A 16,108-nucleotide genomic window follows, 5' to 3' on the forward strand; every position below is an offset into this window, starting at 1 on the left:
TACCAGCATCTGACAAATCTTTATAAACCTGTGCAGTATCAATTTCATCAACTAATAAAATTCCATTTTCAAGATTAACCATCGCTAAAACTAATCCTAACATTCGCCAAAATCCATCGCCTAAACTGCCAATAGGTATAGGTTGATCATGATTTTTAATTTTGATTAAAAAAATTTTTTTTACCTCAAAACATCATTGATAAATTAATTTTTTAAATTAGAGCAACTCAAATGGTAAATGGCTTTTTATGGAATTAGAGAAGATTTACTTCTTTACTTGTACCATCCACAAATGGATCCCACTTTTAAATGAAGAAAAATTCAAAAATATTGTCCTTTCAAGTTTGAAATATCTTTCAAATAAGGAACTGATCAAAATCTATGGATTAGTGATTATGCCAAACCATATTCACCTTATTTGGGAATTGTTGGAACCTAATGGAAAGGAGATGCCTCATGCAAGCTTTCTTAAGTTTACAAGCCATCATTTTTTAAAAGAACTAAGGGTAGGTAACCCTGAAATATTATCCAAATTCAAAGTTGAGGAGGTAAATAAAGACTATTGTTTTTGGCAAAGAGATTCCCTTCCAATTGAGTTATACAGCCCATCAGTAATTTATCAAAAATTGGATTACATTCATCGTAACCCCTGCCGAGGAAAATGGATGTTGGTTGATGATCCCGAAAAATATCCATACTCCTCATATAGCTTTTATGAAAAAGGAGTGGACAAGTTTGGTTTTTTGACTCATGTGGGGGAAAAGATGTAAACTGATTGAATATTTATTTGCTATATGTTGGATTTAAATTAAAGGTCGTCAGTGGAGACACTGACGATGGCGAACCTATCGTAGTAAATGTGAGGTTCAAGTGCCAAAGTGAGGGTCTTCACTCACTTCTATTTCCCGTTTTAAATGCTAGGATTAAAATAATGAAATCGTCAGTGGGACACTGACGACGGCGATCTTGAGAAATTCTTCAAATGCCAAAGTGAGTGTCTTCACTCACTTCCTTTCATCGATCTTTAAGAAATTATTCTACAAAAAAACATTACAAACCTCTCACCCACTTTTGTCCCGATCAGGAATTCCTTTCCGCCGTCTTTAAGCTTGTATTTTTTCTTGAGTTCCTCGGCTGATAAGGCGTAGTTTCTGGTGATCACGTTGACTTTTCCTGATGGAAAAAGTGTCTTCAGGTCTTTTTTTGGGTTGTTGATTTCCCGAATTACTTCAAAAACTCTCCCTTGAATTTCATTAGGCAAATCCTTGCAGGTGTATAAATGCGAATTTGGATGAAGCTTAGTTAAGCCGAATCTTTTCCCGAAACTCCTGAAAGCACCGGCTTTCAATATCGGAGCATAGGGCTCGATTAGGTATGCCTCCACTTCCCCAAAAATGCTTTCGCTCGATTCCTCTTCTTCATAGCTAAAAGAAAACTCTTTTGGCCCATTTGTCTGCAAATCCACCGCATGGATAATTCTCTCATTGGATCCTTCCCCTTTTTCCCAAAGCAGCAAAACCTCTTTCACCTCGTTTTTGACGGAAATGACCCATACTTTCTGAATTTCAGGGATTTCAGCCAATGCCTGTTTGATGTCCAACATAGGGGATGCTTTGATCAATACGGCTTTGGACTTCGATTGGAGAAAGTTCCAGTTACTGACAATATCAGGTTCACAGTCGGCAAATTTGTACAATTTTTGGTTGTGATCCCCCCTTCTTGCCGGGTCAACATAGGTCAGGTCAAAGGCCTGATTTGAATTGGAGAGGTATTCCAAAGAATCACCTTCCACAATTTCGAATTTGCCCGGTTTGAGTAAGTCAAAATTATGCCGGACGATTGCTGCCAATTCGGTATCCCTTTCGCAGTAAACGGCTTTTTGGAAATGCTCAGAAAGGAAAAAAGTATCTACCCCAAATCCCCCTGTGAGGTCAATGAAGATTTTCCCATTAACAATGGAGGATTTAAATTTGGCGGTTTCCTCTGAGGAAGCCTGCTCCAAAGAAAGGCTGACAGGAAATAGGACATCCTGATTGGTAGTCCAGGAAGGGATTTTGTGTTTGGCTTTTTGGCGTGACTGAATCTGCTGCACAGCTGCTTTGAGGTCAAAATCAGTTTTTCCCGAATAGGCAAAAAGCAATTGTGCAGGATCCTCCGAGTGGTGGTCCTGCACAAATTGTTTTAATGCTGCTGTATATGTTGAAATTGACATCCTAAAGCAAAAATGAAGATTTCAAACCATGACTCAAAACCACGGGTTGAAATTAATCCAATTACGCCATGCTGTGTTCCATCAGGTATTCCGCTATCTGAACGGCATTGGTGGCAGCTCCCTTTCTCAGGTTATCGGCCACGATCCACATGTTCAGCGTATTGGGTTGTGATTCGTCTCTTCTCAATCTTCCTACAAAAACCTCATCTTTTTTATGCGCAGTCAATGGCATAGGGTAAATATTGTTCGAAGGATCATCCTGAACAATCACACCTGGGGTATTGGAAAGAATTTCCCTCACCTCATCCAAATCAAAATCTTTGTGGAACTCCACGTTGACAGCTTCGGAGTGGCCGCCCATCGTCGGGATCCTGACTGTGGTGGCAGTGACTTGGATACTGTTGTCACCAAAAATCTTTTTGGTTTCATTGATCATTTTCATTTCTTCCTTGGTATAACCGTTTGGCTGGAAGACATCTATATGAGGCAATACATTGAGGTCAATTTTATGGGGATAGACCATTTCTGCAGGAACTCCGGCGCGCTCGGCCATCATTTGGTCGACAGCGGCTTTGCCTGTTCCTGTGACAGATTGGTAAGTGGAGACTACTATTCTTTTGATGCCATATTTCAACCTCAGAGGATTCAAAGCCAATACCATCTGAATGGTAGAGCAATTTGGATTGGCAATGATGCGGTCGTCAATTCTCAAATCTTTGGCGTTGATTTCAGGGACAACCAATTTTTTGCTCGGATCCATTCTCCAAGCAGATGAATTGTCGATGACGATTGTTCCTACTTCAGCGAATTGGGGAGCCCATTCCAAAGAAGTACTTCCACCTGCAGAAAAGATCGCAACGTCAGGCTTCTCAGAAACAGCCTGTTTCAATCCAATTACCGTGTATTCCTTACCCTTGAAAGTCATCTTTTTCCCTGCGGATCTTTCGCTTGCGACAAGGAGTAATTCATCAAATGGAAATTGGTGCTCTTCCAGCACCTCGAGGATTTCTGAGCCTACCAATCCGGTAGCTCCTACAACGGCTAGTTTCATTTTGTTATGGATTGTTTTTAAAATTGAACCGCAAAGGTAAGGCAAGAATTTTCAATAATGATATGAAGCCAATAGATAATTGCTTTATATTCAATAATTCCGCTTATTTTTTATTGGTTTTGAAATTTATACAACTTAAGCGTTTCAAATCGGATTGACTAAAACCTGTTTTTTATTTTTAGTCATATGAAGCCTGGATTCTTAGTCAAAGTTTTATGCTTAACCTTTCTTTTTCAGGGAATGTTCGGATCGGGAAAGGTATTTTCTCAGGTTCAGGATTTTGAAAAAAGCTTTGATATAGTCAGTCATCCTGAGGAATTTTTGGAAAATTGGTCAGCCAATGAGGTAAGAAGTACAGCGGCAAGGGTATTTCAAGTGTCAGGCGAAGGCCGCTTTGGATCCAGGGCATTGGCGGTGCAGCCTATCAGCTCATTCAATGGCCTGATTTATATCAAAACAAATACACAGGGAAAGTTCGAACCGAAAATCGCTTTTTTCGCAAAGTCCAAACAAAACGGAACAGGAAACCGACCGGCAGAAGTAGAAATTTCATTTGCAAAATCCCTTTCAGACCCTTTTCAAAATACTGTGAGTGTAGGCAGTACCCAAGCCTTTCCCAATCAGAATACAGATTATCAGCTTTTTGAAATTCCCATTCCTGAAGGGTTTTATGATTTAATGGAGCTCATCATCAAAATAGAAGTCAAATACGGTTCGGGATCGGGTTCCTCTGCCCGGTTTTTTATGGACGACTTCGGGATTTTGATGGAGATCAGATGATCGATCCTGTCCGGATCAAAAGCGCCAAGATGCTAACTCCTTATTCTTTGGAAGTAAGGCTTGACAGGGAAATACATTCCCTGTCTTCAGAACAGGTTTCCATAGGTCCCTACCTGATCGAGGAGCTATTATTTTATACAGATTCTTCTTTTGTGGTTTATTCCAATTCAGTGATTGAAAGTGTAAAAATCCCCATTCTTCTAGAGAATATTCAGGACAAAAATGGAAGGAATACCGAGGAGATAGAATTTGAGCTTGACAATTCCAATATCAAAATCGGTGATATCCGAATAGAAAATGCAAAGCAATTGAAAGTCAGTTTCAGTCACTTCTATCTTCCCGCTTCGGTAAGTCAGACTTCGCATTTTATGATTAATGGGAAAAATCCCCTCAATGTTGAATTATTGCCCAATGGATTTGAAGTTCTTTTGAGTCTCTCCGAGGAATTGCCTTTGGGAAAAGTCTTCGAGATCTCTGTCTCCAATATCCGAAACAATGCTGGAACAGAAAACCCCCAATCTGACATGGGTATTTTACGCTATGAGGATTTTGTAGAGGAGGTTTTTTTGAGCAATAGCCAAACCATAAATATTGCCCATAGTATGGCCTTGAATCAGGAGGAATTGAAATTTGAAATAGAGGAAAGGCCTGAGTTTATTTTTGAGACTGCTTTTCCTAAGCCAAATTTGATTGAATTAAAAAGCAATCAGACTTTTGAAGAAAGTTTTGTTTATGCTTTGATACTGCCTTCTAGGAGGACTGATAGAGGCTATCCTATTCCAGGATCCTCGAGGGATTTTGTTTGGGACATTACTCCTCCGGCATTGGTTAATGTGATACCCTTGTCTTCAGACAAGATCTTGGCGGTTTTCTCGGAGCCTTTAGACCTGGTTTTTACTGCTGTACTTTCCAATTATTCCATCTTAGAAAGAAATCCAAGTACGGTGGTTTTACAACAAAATGGAACTCAGGTTTTACTGGAATGGGATTTTGGCTTTGAATCAGGAAAAGAATATTTACTTCAGGTAGAGGGTTTGGCTGATATCAATGGTAACTTCTTAGGAAGCCAATCTTTTTCTTTTCAATTTGTTTCGCAGCCAAAATTGAAGTTCAAAGATCTGATCATCAATGAAATCATGCCCGCACCTCGGTCTGGTAATTCGCTCCCAAATGTGGAATATGTTGAGCTTTTCAATCCGGGTGAGCTTCCGATATATATCGGAGGACTTCAACTTGCCAATTCCAAAAGGAAGACTACACTTCCTCCTTACCTTCTAGAACCTGAAGAATATGTAATCCTTACCCCAAGGACTTCTGCCCCACAGTTTGCAAACTATGGAGCGGTGCTCGGATTGGCAAATTGGCCGACATTATTGAATTCAGGAGATCAGGTTAAAATCCTTGATTCCGAAAACCTTCCCATAGACAGCATTGCTTACGTCACAGCCACATTTGGGGGAAGTACTTTTGCGCAGGGTGGGTATAGCCTTGAAATCGTCAATCCATTTTTGGATTGTAATATCAGTACCAATCTCAGGACTTCGATAGACCCAAAAAGAGGGACGCCCGGAAAACAAAATTCTGTTTTCGAACAAATACCCGATTTGGTTCCGCTTCAATTTGTAAAGTCAACAGTAACCGGAGAAAAAAAAGTGGTTCTTGTTTTTTCCAAAATTCTGAATCAAAACACAAGTCAGACTGCATTCGAATTTCAGCCTTCCCTTTCTATACAAAGTATCAAAATTGGGGATAATCCAAATGAATTGGTTCTGGAGTTTGAGCAAAACATACAGGAGGGGGTTTTCTATGAATCTAAAGTATCCAATCTAAGAGACTGTACCGGAAATCTCTTTGAATCAAACCAAACGGTATTTTTTGTCATTCCTTCGGTCGCACAAGCAGGCGATATTGTCCTGAATGAAGTGCTGTTTAATCCCCGAACCGGCGCTCCAAAGTTTGTTGAAATCTACAATACCTCCCAAAAATTCATCAATCTGAAAGATTGGAAACTGGCGAATCTGAATGACGAAAATGTGCCCGCAAACAGACGGGTGTTGTTCAGTGAGGAATATATCCTTGGTCCAAATTCATTTTTAGTTTTTACGACTGATGCAGAAAAACTCAAACAGGAATATCCAAAAAGCAGGGAAGAAAGATTTATTGAATTTTCTTCCATCCCAAGTTATCCCATTTCTTCGGGCAATGTGGTATTCTTCAACCCCGATGAATCCATTTCGGAGGTTTTTAGCTATACTGATAAAATGCACCACAGGCTTTTAAAAGAAACCAAAGGAATTTCTTTGGAAAGACTTTCGCCCTTTCAGCCAATAGATAACCCGAACAATTGGCATTCGGCTTCTTCGACTGAAGGATTTGCAACGCCGGGCTACCAAAACTCAAATGTTTATGAAGGAAACGCTCAGATAGGCATTGAAGTCGACCCCAAGGTTTTTGTTCCTGATCTGCCCGGAACGCAGCCTTACACCACCATTTCCTACAAATCCGATCAACCCGGAAAGTTGGCAACAATCAGGATATTTGGTGTTGATGGCACCCTGATCCGTGAGCTATGTCAAAATGCTGTGTGGGGAAATGAAGGTTTTTACCTTTGGGACGGGACGCATACGAGTGGAGCCAAAGTCAGACCCGGTATTTATATCGTATGGGTTGAAATATTTGACCTTCAGGGGAAAGTGGATCAAATCAAAAAAACAGTAATTGTCGGGACAAAATTCTAGTTCTTGTCGTGATTAATTCCACAAAATCAGTAATTTAGAAGCATCCAAAATAACCTCTCCCTATGAAGCCTGACCTCGTATCCCAAACATTGAAAACTTATTTTATCCAAAAGGGCAAAAGCCTGAAAACCATCCAACGCTATCTCAATATTAAGTACCGACTCTATTTGGATGAAAAGCTGTTGGAAAAAAGGTTACAAAGTCTCCTCTCCCAATAAAAAAAAGGTGATATAATTTTTATAATTTTTGATTTTAAATAGGTAAGTGTATTTTAGAGAACTTTTCAATCATCCCATATCGGTTTGTAGAAAAATCAAAAAGAGAAAGTTATGAATCAAGAAGGAAAGACCGCATATTCTCCTGAAGAATTGAAGGAATTCGAAGATATTATTTTAAAAAAGGTCGCTATTGCCAAAGAAGAATTAATGATTCTTAAAGAGACCTTAAGTAAAAAAAATGACAGCGGTACTGATTTTACAGCCTCAACCTCAAAACTTCTGGAGGACGGAGCAGATACTTTGGAAAGAGAAAGTATGAGTCAACTGGCAGCGAGACAGCAAAAATTCATCATCAATTTGGAAAATGCCTTGATCAGGATCAAAAACGGAACCTACGGGGTTTGTGTTGATACCGGAAAATTGATTTCAAAAGAGCGTCTTAGGGCAGTACCCCACACCATGCATTCCATAGAAGCAAAGCTTGCCAAAAAATAATTGGATTTTTTACCAAGGCATATTGAAGCGTTGATTTTCTGTTCACCGTCTCCGTTGGGTATTGAAGAGATTCAAAAATGCCTGACGGAGATGTTTGAATCAGAAGTTCCTGTTGCCCATATTTTGGAAGCGATTGATGCTTTGCAAATTAAATACAACCATGAGGACTTCTCCTTTGCTTTGGAAAACCTTGCAGGAGGGTATCAGTTTTTGACAAAGCCGGCTTACCAAGCAAGTATTTCCATACTCCTCAAGCAACAGTCCCACAAAAGGTTATCCACTGCCCAACTTGAGACACTTTCCATCATCGCCTATAAGCAGCCTGTGACCAAGACAGAAATCGAACATATCCGGGGTGTGAATTGTGATTATTCGATCCAAAAGCTTTTGGAGAAAGAACTTGTCTCCATCAAAGGCAAATCTGATAGTGTGGGGAGGCCCATTCTCTACGGAACGAGCGAAAAATTCATGGAATATTTTGGGATTAATTCCATTACTGATCTTCCGCAGCCAAAGGATTTTTCCCAAGAGGAAAATCAGATCGGAGAAGAGAAAGCCTAATCCTTGTCGATTTTTTTTACCTCTGCATGTGCAGAGATCAAGTATTTCTTTCCGGTATCCACTTCTTGGCAAAGTACCCGCGTTCTTCTAGTCAGTTCTTTTTTGAAAGCCCTTCCTTGCAGTTCAAAAATCGATCCCGGTATCAGGTCAGCCAATAGAGATACGTCAAAAGCTTTTTTTTCATCATACCTCTTGATGGACTTACTCAAAAAAAGATCGGCTCCGGAACTTGCCTTGGGGTTTACAAAATGCCTTTTGAGAGGAATCAAGATGTCTTTTGGGAAAACCTGATCAATCAAAAGCGGTGAAATCAGATCCCTGAAAGTAGATTTCCATTCTTGGCCATGAGGTTTGATATTCAGTCCAAACTTTTCAAAAGCCCTGTAATGCGCCACTTCGTGGACATAGGTGATCAAAAATTGGTAGGGATTTAGGTCATGGTTGATGGTGATGGTTTGGATTTTTTGATCTCTGCGGTACCGGAAGTCCCCAAGCTTGGTTTGTCGGGTCTTGGTGATATAAAAATTAAAGGGCAGTTCCTTCCACAGACTCCAACAATATTCCGCTGCGGACAGGGGAACATGTTTTTTAAAGGTTTCCAAAAATTTCAACTCATGATTCATGGCTTGAATATAAGACAATGCAAAAAAAAAGTCCCACATTTCTGCGGGACTTTCTTGTGAGTTGGAAGAAATTAACCTTCAACAACTTCTTTAACTTCTTCAGTAGCACCTTCAACTGCACCTTCTACTTCTTCAGTAGCTTCTTCAACTGTCTCTTCAACAGCTTCTTCAGTCTCTTCGATGACAACTTCTACTTCTTCAGTAGACTCTTCTGTAACTTCTTTGTTTCCGCAAGAAGCAGTGAATAACAAACCTGCTACAGCGAACATTGCAAATACCTTTTTCATAATTTTTTGTCTGGATTTTTAAATCAGCACGCAAAGGTAATACCATTTATCCCATTGTCAAGCAATTCATCAAAAATTAATTTTATTTCTTTTTGTATGTAATCTTGATAGGAACTCCTTCAAAATCAAAATTCTCACGGATCCTGTTTTCCAGATACCTGTTATAGGGATCTTTGATGTACTGTGGCAGGTTACAGAAGAATGCAAAGACCGGATTTTTGGTCGGAAGCTGAGTGATGTACTTGATCTTGATGTATTTTCCTTTCCATGCAGGAGGCGGATATTTTTCAATTTCCGGAAGCATAATGTCATTCAGTTTTGAGGTAGTCACCTTTTTGGTCTTGTTCTCATAGACTTTGACTGCCAGTTCAATAGCCTGCATGATCCTTTGTTTTTCTTCCACAGAGGTGAAAATGATCGGAATCCACTTGTTTTCACCCAACTTTTCCAACATTTCTTTTTTGATCTTGTCCATGGTCTTGTGGTCTTTTTCGATCAGATCCCATTTGTTGACCATGATGACAATTCCTTTGTTGTTTTTGATCCCCAAGGAAATCAGGTTGACATCCTGCGCTTCCAATCCTCTAGTAGCATCAATGATGATGATCAACACATCGGATTCTTCCAAGGTTCTCAAAGAACGCATCACTGAATAAAACTCAATGTCTTCCTTCACCTTTGCTTTTTTCCTGATTCCTGCTGTATCTGTGATGATAAAATCCTGACCGAATAGTTTGTATCTTGTATGGATAGAATCCCTTGTAGTACCCGCTTCATTGGTTACTATCGATCTTTCCTGTCCCAACAGGGCGTTCAGAAAAGATGATTTGCCAACATTTGGCCTTCCCAATATGGCGATTTTGGGAATTCCCGCATCTGGATCTTCTTCACCTTCGTCGGGAAAGTGTTTGATGACTTCATCCAAAAGATCACCGGTACCGCTTCCACTGACTGCAGCGATTGGAAATACATCATTGTCTCCCAATCCCAAACCATAGAATTCCGCGGCCAACATGGATTTTTCCGGACTGTCAGCTTTGTTTGCTACGATATAGATGGGCTTCTTGGAAGCACGGAGCTCCGCCGCAAAATCCTTGTCCAAATCTGTCAAACCATCCAAGCAGTCTACCACAAATAGGATCACATTGGCTTCTTCTATAGCCAATTTTACTTGTTTTCTGATCTCAGCTTCGAAGACATCATCCGAACCGATCACATATCCACCTGTATCAATGACCGAAAAGAATTTCCCGCCCCACTGTGCATGACCATAATGCCTGTCTCGTGTCACCCCGCTGACATTATCCTCAATGGCTTTTCGCTCTTCTACCAACCTATTGAAAAAGGTAGATTTGCCTACATTCGGCCGCCCAACTATTGCTACTATATTTGCCATTTTATTATTTTCTTATTGGTCGTAACCAAATTTTCTCAATTTATTTTTATCCTTTCTCCAGTCATCCTCTACCTTGACGAAGGTTTCGAGGAAGATTTTTTTACCAAAGAATTTTTCCATTTCGTGCCTCGCTTGGGTACCGACTCTTTTGAGTGCTTTGCCGCCTTCGCCTATGATGATGCCTTTTTGACTGTCCCGCTCTACATAGATGACTGCCCTGATGCGGATGATATTTTCTTCTTCGAAAAAATCCTCAATGGAAACCTCTGTGCTGTAAGGGATTTCCTTTTTGTAGTTGATGAAGATTTTCTCACGGATGATTTCAGAAGCGAAGAAACGCTCCGGCTTGTCGGTAAGTTCGTCCTTATCATAAAAGGCTGCGTGAATTGGAATCCTGTCTAGGATTTCCTGAAGAATGCGCTCGGTGTTGAAACTTTCGGTGGCAGAAATCGGAATCACGGTATCTGCTTTGATTCTTTGGGTCCAATAGGCTGTGACCTCTTCAAGCTGCCCTTCTTTAGAAAGGTCAATTTTGTTGATGACAAGAAGTATAGGAACTCCGGAATGGTTGATCTTTTCAATTACGTCTTCTATTTCCTCGTCGGTTTCATATAGATCGGTTACGAAAAGAATCACATCTGCGTCTTCCAATGACATGTGTACAAAACTCATCATGCTTTTGTGAAGCTCGTATTTGGGCTTCAACATGCCGGGAGTATCAGAAAAAACGATCTGATAGTTTTCGTCATTGATGAGTCCCATAATCCGGTGACGGGTAGTCTGTGCCTTGGAAGAGATGATCGAAAGTCGCTCACCGATAAGTACATTCATAAGCGTGGATTTGCCTACATTGGGTTTTCCAATGATATTTACAAAGCCTGCTTTGTGTGTGTTTTCGGTCATGACAATAATTTTTTTCTGCAAAGGTACTTGATTTTAGAGAATATGTCCTTACCTTTGTACCACAATTACGGCGAAAGGCTGTTTTCACATAGATTTCTCTAAGAAAAACATATATCGCGGGATGGAGCAGTTGGTAGCTCGTCGGGCTCATAACCCGAAGGTCACAGGTTCGAGTCCTGTTCCCGCTACTCAGAACCAAGCAGAAATGCTTGGTTTTTTTTATGCTTTAAAGTGATTGAATTTGGAAAGAAATGGTAAGCGCATATTTCTCCTTAATGGCTTGAATGACTAACCTGGACTGATTACAATTGTAGCCGCTATGGACTATGGACTGTCGACTATGAACTATTTAAAACCACCCACTCACCATCGCATCTACCTCTGTAAGTACAACCTTGAGTTCATCGTAAGATTTGCCTGATATGCCCATCAGGAACTCATGGTTGGCGACCTGCATGCCACAGAATCCAAAAATTCCAATTCCCATCAACTTCTTGACCGAGTCATCCATGCCATTTTCTTTGATAAATGATTCCTCGGCCCCGGTGGTCTGAATGATGCTGACTTTTTTGTCTTTCAGCTTTCCCTTGATACCTTCCACATCGGCTTCAAAGGCAAAAACCGGCGTAAATACCCTGTCCAAATAGCCTTTCATCATCGCTGGTGGTGACCACCACCATGTCGGATAGATCAGAATCAGGTGGTTTGCCCATTGGATTTCGGCCTGTTCCGCTTGGACATCGGCAGGGGTATCACCTGCTTGGGATTCATACCTTTTCCATTCCTCAAGTGAAAGCAGTGGCTCAAAACCCAATTGATATAAATCCCTGACTCGGACTACATGCCCTTCTTGAACCAACCTTTCTTCCACAGTTTTGGAAATCGCGTGGTTGAAACTTCCCGGATTGGGATGGGCGAGAATAATCAAGACCCGCTGTTTTTCTTCTTTGGCAAATAAATCATGAAAGCCAAAAATGAAAGTCAAAAGAAAGAGAACAGTCAATTTTTTAAAAAATGAGAAATTTTGGAATTTTTTCATGGTGAAGGATTATAAGTTTTTATGGATAAATACTAGGGTTGTGACCTTTATATCCGGTACATCCTTGCCCTCCGGAAGGCGGCGTAAATCAGACTTCCTACTTCTGACTTCATACTTCTTACTTTCAAAACCCGTCTCCTGTCTCCCATCCCCCCTAAAGCAGAATATTGCCCTACCGGCAAAAAAGCCGCTAAGCCCAAGACAATTACATTTTATTGACAACTTCTTTCTTTGGAATCCGGATGCTCCACATGCCTCTCAAGTCACCGATTTTGTGGCCAATGGCATTGTCCTGTGGATACAAATCTGAAAGTGCTTTCTGGGTTTCAGGACTGATGTCGGTTCCGGGCTGCCCATGACAACTCAGACACATCGCATTCGGGATTTTAATGGCTTTGGTGTATAAATATACCTCCCCGTTTTCAAACTTCTGTATACTTGGATCAAGGGGAAGCTCATTTTCAATATTGTATTCATAGGCCTCCAAAATCCCTTTTTCCTCTTCAGTCGGTTTGTCTTGTGGGTTACGGTACCTGTTTGATGCCCGTCGGATGCTTACTCCATGTTTCTCACTGACGGATTGAAGAATAGGAAGGGCCTGTACCTTACAGAATTCGATGGCACCCGGAACTCCTTTTTCCTCAATTGCTTTTTGTAAGGCATTGATCAGTTGTTGTTGTGCTTCAGTGCTGATTTCATCTCCCCATTTCATGCCAGCCTGAATGATGTCCGCCTCATTGAGTTTTTTGACTTCCATGCTTTTGTTCACTTCCTCAAAAACCTCTTTACTTACCCTTTCATTTGATCCACAGGAAGATAAAAGGGTAATCATCAACAAAAACTCGAATATTTTTTTCATTTTTTTTTTAAATCTCAAGTATAAAAATAAGGTTAAAAGATGAGTTAGTAAAAAGTTTATTGTTGTTTGTGCCTCAAACCTACTAAATAGACAGGTTTCATCTCCCTCCACCCATTCCGAAACCTTTCATTTTTGGTTTTATCTCCTATTTTTGTGTCTCTTGAATCACCTAAATTGATGACAAAACGCTTAATAACTCTTCTGATTTTTATACTTATTCATTCTTTTGCTCATTCACAGACATGGAAGAGAGTAGGTAGCCGTGGCAACCAATTGACTGGAATTTTTTGGGCAACCGAGGAAACAGGATATGTTGCAGGCAACGAAGTTATTTTAAAAACCATAGACGGCGGCCTCAGCTGGGCAGAACAGGAAGCCCCCAGTAAAAACCAAATGTGGGCTGTTGATTTTTTTGATGAAAACCTTGGACTGATGGCCGGTGAGGTGGGAGAAATTTACCGGACTACTGATGGGGGTAGCAACTGGCAACTGATCAATGTCGGTACCGACAAAACGCTGAAGAGTGTAAAATTCTTAACCCAAACCCGTGCTTATGCTGTGGGTGAGGGAGGGGAAGTCTACCGTTCTACCAATGGAGGTCAGAGCTGGGCAAAGCAATCTGTTGGGACTACAGTTGACCTTAACCGATTGTTTTTTGCAAATCAGGATACAGGATACGTGGCCACTGCAGACGGCAAGGTTATCAGGACTTTCAATTCCGGGAATAATTGGTCTATTCAAACTACCGGGCAATCCAACCCACTCAATGATATTTATTTTACCTCTGGAAAGACAGGATTTTCTGTTGGACAAAATGGGACGATCATTAAAACAGCAGATGCCGGTACAACTTGGACTGTTGTAACAAGCGGTACCGAACGCCACCTGACTGCCATGTCATTTAACAGATCCAACCCAAATTTTGGGGTTGTTTTGGGAGAAAACGGAACAGTCTTAAGGACCACCAATGGAGGAACGACATTCGATGGCATCAATCTTTCTAATACCCAAACGTATTTTGGAGCGAGTTTCAGAAAAACATCCAATGTAATATTTGGAGTTGGAACCAACGGTACCATCATTTCATCAGTCAACTCAGGCGCAAATTGGTCGGTCAGACAATCGGGATTGGATGTAAATTATAGAGCGACACAGTTTAGGACGGCAACGCTCGGGTATATTGTTGGGGACAGGGGTTTGTTTTTGGTAACTTCCAATGGAGGAACTTCACTAATCAATAGATCCAGACCTGTTTCCGGAGCCTTTCATGACTTGGCTTTTACTACAAATGCTTTCGGGTATATCGCCGGAGATAATGGGGTGGCGCTTAGAACTGCCAATTCCGGATCAAACTGGACTTCCCTAAATCCACCTGTAGAAACCACCATTTATGGATTGCATTTTTTCAGCAACAGTACAGGATTTGCTGTAGGGGAAAATGGATTCATGGCAAAGACAATAGATTCGGGGGTTTCTTGGGAGAAAATTTCGGTAGGCGGTACAACTGAGACGCTTCGGGAATTGGTATTTTTTGATAATCTCATGGGTTTGGTCATCGGCCAAAACGGGTTTTTGGCAAGAACAGAGGACGGGATGCAGTGGCAGAAAATAAATGTTCCCACAACAGAAGACTTGTTGGATTTGGATACTTTAGATATCAATACTGCCGTAGTGGTAGGTAATAACGGCACCATATTGAAGACAGTGGACCGTGGGGTTTCATGGTCCAAAATCAATTTGAATGAGTCAAAAAATCTTGCTTCTGTCGAATTTTTGGATGAATCCATAGGATTTGTAGCAGGGGAGAAAGGTTTGATGATGATGACACGCGATGGAGGCTTGACTTGGAGTGTCCTTCCTACAGGCACGTTCCAGGACTTTTCCGGGATAAGTTTTGGAAGTTTGAGTAGTGGCTTTGCTGTGGGGGAAAACGGGTCATTGTTCAATTACAGCTGTCAGGTTCCTGAAACGCCGACTGTCATTTTTGGAGAAAACAATATCTGCGTCAGTCAACAAGTTTACCAGGTACAAAATACCGATGCCGATGCTGTTTTTGAATGGCGTGTCGATGGAGGGACTATTTTGGAAGGTCAGGGAACAAGCAGGATTGTGGTCCGTTGGGATACTCCCGGAAGAAACGCAGTTTTGGTCAGAGGAAAGAATAACTGTGGTAATGGAGGGACTATCGGGCTTGAAGTCTTGGTTTCCACCACTCCTAAAAATATTAACGAAATCCAGGGCGAAGGCGTAGCCTGTTTTGAAAGTTTTGTTGAGTACCAAGTCAATGATGTTCCTGGGACTGTTTTCATTTGGGAACTCACCGGAGGAGTGATTACGGAAGGACAAGGGACCTCGAAGGTAAAGGTCCAATGGACAAAAGGTGGACAAAATGAATTGAAGATCAAGCCAACCAATCCTTGCGGGGAGGGGACTTTCTTTTCCAAAGTCATACAGGTAATTTCTCCGCCAAGCCAAACCTCTGAAATATCCGGACCGGAAAGAGTCGGCTTGACTGAGGAAGTCTATGAAGTCACCAATGTTCTCGATGTCAATTTCCAATGGCAAATCAGTAACAATGCTGCCAAAATTGTCTCAGGTCAGGGGACGAATAAAATTACGGTTTTATGGGAAAAACAAGGGGATTTTACAGTTTCCGTAAGGGCGATGAACAGTTGTAATTCAGGGCCAGAAACCACACTTGATGTGAATGTGAATTTCATCACGAGTATTGGTTCAGAACCTTCCAATGGCAAAACCAATGTGTTTCCAAATCCATCCCAAGGGGATGTTTGGGTTTCCTTTGAAGGCATCAATGGAGTCAATCTGATAAAAATCACTGACATTATGGGCCATGAAATGCAGGAGACCAAGCCGGAAATCGGAGTTGAGAGGGTGGTTTTTAGAGCCCTTCCCAAGGGTTTGTATATTGTCACAGTCAGAAGCCGG

At 41.1% G+C, this 16,108-nt stretch carries 16 protein-coding genes and 1 tRNA gene; 8 read left to right on the plus strand and 9 right to left on the minus strand.

What is annotated here, in order from left to right; translation table 11 throughout:
- Window positions 1-248: 248 nt before the first annotated feature.
- Window positions 249-770, plus strand: coding sequence for a transposase (locus tag ACZFYI_RS05525; protein ID WP_462523120.1), 522 nt, complete (start codon window positions 249-251; stop codon window positions 768-770).
- Window positions 771-1,024: 254 nt separating this feature from the next.
- On the opposite strand, the gene ACZFYI_RS05530 is transcribed toward ACZFYI_RS05525, so the two are convergent.
- Together ACZFYI_RS05530 and ACZFYI_RS05535 are read right to left on the minus strand one after the other, a co-directional pair.
- Window positions 1,025-2,212 (minus strand): THUMP-like domain-containing protein, encoded by a 1,188-nt coding sequence (locus ACZFYI_RS05530; RefSeq protein WP_462523121.1) that lies wholly within the window; start codon window positions 2,210-2,212, stop codon window positions 1,025-1,027.
- 61 nt (window positions 2,213-2,273) lie between these two features.
- Window positions 2,274-3,263 (minus strand): aspartate-semialdehyde dehydrogenase, encoded by a 990-nt coding sequence (locus ACZFYI_RS05535; protein ID WP_462523122.1) that lies wholly within the window; start codon window positions 3,261-3,263, stop codon window positions 2,274-2,276.
- Window positions 3,264-3,449: 186 nt separating this feature from the next.
- On the opposite strand from ACZFYI_RS05535, the gene ACZFYI_RS05540 reads away from it, so the two are divergent.
- From ACZFYI_RS05540 to scpB, 5 genes are all read left to right on the plus strand, one after another.
- A complete protein-coding gene (locus ACZFYI_RS05540; protein WP_462523123.1) occupies window positions 3,450-4,043 on the plus strand; it encodes a hypothetical protein in 594 nt (197 codons plus the stop codon).
- The gene (locus ACZFYI_RS05545) at window positions 4,040-6,781 is read left to right on the plus strand and encodes a lamin tail domain-containing protein (protein ID WP_462523124.1); all 2,742 of its coding nucleotides are present in this window, start codon (window positions 4,040-4,042) and stop codon (window positions 6,779-6,781) included. Before ACZFYI_RS05540 ends, ACZFYI_RS05545 begins: the two co-directional genes overlap by 4 nt.
- A 62-nt stretch (window positions 6,782-6,843) precedes the next feature.
- On the plus strand, window positions 6,844-6,999 hold the full coding sequence (locus ACZFYI_RS05550; RefSeq protein WP_462523125.1) for a hypothetical protein: 156 nt from the start codon (window positions 6,844-6,846) through the stop codon (window positions 6,997-6,999).
- 111 nt (window positions 7,000-7,110) lie between these two features.
- Entirely contained in the window at window positions 7,111-7,494 is a 384-nt protein-coding gene (locus tag ACZFYI_RS05555; RefSeq protein WP_462523126.1) for a TraR/DksA family transcriptional regulator, read from the plus strand.
- Window positions 7,495-8,055 (plus strand): SMC-Scp complex subunit ScpB, encoded by a 561-nt coding sequence (gene scpB / locus ACZFYI_RS05560; protein WP_462523127.1) that lies wholly within the window; start codon window positions 7,495-7,497, stop codon window positions 8,053-8,055.
- On the opposite strand, the gene ACZFYI_RS05565 is transcribed toward scpB, so the two are convergent.
- The 4 genes from ACZFYI_RS05565 to era all read right to left on the minus strand — a co-directional run bounded on the left by ACZFYI_RS05565 (window position 8,052) and on the right by era (window position 11,264).
- Window positions 8,052-8,678, minus strand: a complete 627-nt coding sequence (locus ACZFYI_RS05565; protein WP_462523128.1) for a SprT-like domain-containing protein — start codon at window positions 8,676-8,678, stop codon at window positions 8,052-8,054. The genes scpB and ACZFYI_RS05565 overlap by 4 nt on opposite strands.
- A 71-nt stretch (window positions 8,679-8,749) precedes the next feature.
- Complete coding sequence (locus tag ACZFYI_RS05570; RefSeq protein WP_462523129.1) at window positions 8,750-8,965, minus strand: hypothetical protein; 216 nt, start codon at window positions 8,963-8,965, stop codon at window positions 8,750-8,752.
- A gap of 82 nt (window positions 8,966-9,047) precedes the next feature.
- Window positions 9,048-10,361 (minus strand): ribosome biogenesis GTPase Der, encoded by a 1,314-nt coding sequence (gene der / locus ACZFYI_RS05575; protein WP_462523130.1) that lies wholly within the window; start codon window positions 10,359-10,361, stop codon window positions 9,048-9,050.
- Between the two features lie 12 nt (window positions 10,362-10,373).
- The gene (era, locus tag ACZFYI_RS05580) at window positions 10,374-11,264 is read right to left on the minus strand and encodes a GTPase Era (protein WP_462523131.1); all 891 of its coding nucleotides are present in this window, start codon (window positions 11,262-11,264) and stop codon (window positions 10,374-10,376) included.
- 115 nt (window positions 11,265-11,379) lie between these two features.
- Between era and ACZFYI_RS05585 the strand changes: the two genes are divergently transcribed.
- Window positions 11,380-11,452: transfer RNA gene (locus ACZFYI_RS05585), tRNA-Met, on the plus strand.
- Window positions 11,453-11,613: 161 nt separating this feature from the next.
- Here the strand turns inward: ACZFYI_RS05585 and ACZFYI_RS05590 are convergent.
- Genes ACZFYI_RS05590 through ACZFYI_RS05600 form a run of 3 tightly spaced genes read right to left on the minus strand, consistent with a single transcriptional unit; the run spans window position 11,614 to window position 13,162 of the window.
- Window positions 11,614-12,303 carry an NAD(P)H-dependent oxidoreductase gene (locus ACZFYI_RS05590; protein WP_462523132.1) on the minus strand — a complete coding sequence of 230 codons (690 nt, stop codon included), beginning with the start codon at window positions 12,301-12,303 and terminating at the stop codon, window positions 11,614-11,616.
- A 47-nt stretch (window positions 12,304-12,350) separates the two neighbouring features.
- Window positions 12,351-12,503, minus strand: coding sequence for a hypothetical protein (locus ACZFYI_RS05595; RefSeq protein WP_462523133.1), 153 nt, complete (start codon window positions 12,501-12,503; stop codon window positions 12,351-12,353).
- A 5-nt stretch (window positions 12,504-12,508) separates the two neighbouring features.
- The gene (locus tag ACZFYI_RS05600; protein WP_462523134.1) at window positions 12,509-13,162 is read right to left on the minus strand and encodes a Tll0287-like domain-containing protein; all 654 of its coding nucleotides are present in this window, start codon (window positions 13,160-13,162) and stop codon (window positions 12,509-12,511) included.
- A gap of 177 nt (window positions 13,163-13,339) precedes the next feature.
- Between ACZFYI_RS05600 and ACZFYI_RS05605 the strand changes: the two genes are divergently transcribed.
- Window positions 13,340-16,108: YCF48-related protein (locus ACZFYI_RS05605; protein ID WP_462523135.1), on the plus strand; the 2,769-nt coding region annotated here is incomplete at its 3' end.

Source organism: Aquiflexum sp. (assembly GCF_977115555.1).